The organism is Allorhizocola rhizosphaerae (assembly GCF_003426775.1).
Lineage (GTDB): Bacteria > Actinomycetota > Actinomycetes > Mycobacteriales > Micromonosporaceae > Allorhizocola > Allorhizocola rhizosphaerae.
This window is the reverse complement of record NZ_QJUG01000468.1, coordinates 1-1,515: the sequence shown is the minus strand read 5'-3', so window position 1 is coordinate 1,515 and position 1,515 is coordinate 1. Positions and strand designations below refer to the sequence as shown.

The following is a 1,515-nucleotide window of genomic DNA, read 5'->3' as shown; positions in this document are numbered from 1 at the left end:
GGTGCCCGGCCGGGTCTGGTCGCTGCTGGCCAACATGCGCATGGGCAGCTCCATCGGCGTGCCGCCCGCGCGGATGGCGGCCGCATATGTGCTGACCATCCCGGTCACGCTGCTCACCGGCCTCGCGGTCGGCCTGGTCGGCGCGCCAACGGCATTCGGCGGCCAGGCCGCGTGGCTCGCCCTCGCCGCCGCGCTGCTCGCCCTGCTCGCGGCCAAACCGGATCTGGTCAACCGGCTCGCGGTCGCGATCACCCGCCTCGCCCGCCGGCCCGCCCCGCAGACCAGCGCGTCGGCCGGTGGCATCCGCCGAGCGATCGCCGCTCAGTGGCTGTCGTGGCTCATCGCGGGCGTGCACCTGTGGCTGCTGGCCATCGCCGCGGGTGCCCCGGTCTGGCCTTCGCTCCCCCTGTGCCTCGGCGCTTTCGGCCTCGCCGCGGTGCTCTCGGCGCTCATCGTCTTTCTGCCCGACGGCCTGGGCGCACGCGAAGCCATGCTCATCGCCGCACTGACCACCCTGCTCCCGCTCCCGGCGGCCACCACCGTCGTCGTCATCAGCCGCCTCGTCTGCACACTCAGCGAGGTCGCCGTCGCCGCACTCGCCCTTGCCGTCACCGCGCTGTCGCGCCGCCTGCACGGCAAGGGCGACTCAGCCGCCCGGTTGCCTGATGCCGGAATCGAACCGCACGGTGACGCTGGTGAATTCGCCGGACCGGACCTCGGCCTCGACCGGCAAGGCGGACGGATAGGCACCGCCGGTGAGGTTCGACGGATTCACAAGGTACCGGCCGGGAGGCAGGCCGACACGGAACCGCCCATCGGCGTCGCTCGTCGCGGTGGCGACCGCCTCACCGCCCTGCGCACCGGCGAAGGTCAGCCGGGCCCGCAAGGGTTTGTCCGGGCACGGCGTGCCGGCCTCCAGCACGGGACATCCGCCATCGACCATGGTGCGCCCCTCGATCCCGGAGTCGCTCGATGACGGGCCGGAGCGGGAGTTCTCGCAGGCGGCCAGGCTCACCACGATGGCGGCCAGCGCGATGATGCGATTGAACATGACGATGAGACGGCTCAACGGGTGGTGACGGTTGCGCACACACGACACCGCCGCCCGCCGAACCTTGATCTAGTGCGGGGCTGCGCGCGGACAGCCGATCCGGGATCATCATCTGTTGTGATCACACTCCGCAGACGCTGGCTGATGCTGGTCGTCGGGACGCTGGCGATGATCGCCGGCAGCACATTTCAGTACGGGCTCGCCTACCTGATCCCAGCATTCCGGGACGAGGGCCTCTCCCTGGAGCAGGCCGGCATCCTGGTCGCCTGCCCCACCATCGGCGTGATGCTCACGCTCATCGCCTGGGGCGCCGCGGCCGACCGGTGGGGCGAGCGCGTCGTGCTGTCCACGGGCCTCGGGCTGGCCGGCGCTGTCCTCCTCGCTGCCCAGTGGGTGCACGGCACGGCGGGCCTGGCCGTGTGCCTGGCGCTGGCCGGCGCGGCCGGCGGCTCGGTGCTGGCCAG

At 72.4% G+C, this 1,515-nt stretch carries 1 protein-coding gene and 1 pseudogene; both read left to right on the top strand.

Translation table 11 applies throughout. The annotated features are described in order from the left end of the window. Positions 1-976, top strand: a pseudogene (locus DM816_RS41835) (hypothetical protein); the annotation flags it as partial. 192 nt (positions 977-1,168) lie between these two features. Further along, positions 1,169-1,515 (top strand): MFS transporter (locus tag DM816_RS41830; protein ID WP_211589092.1); only part of this gene is annotated, 347 nt, incomplete at its 3' end.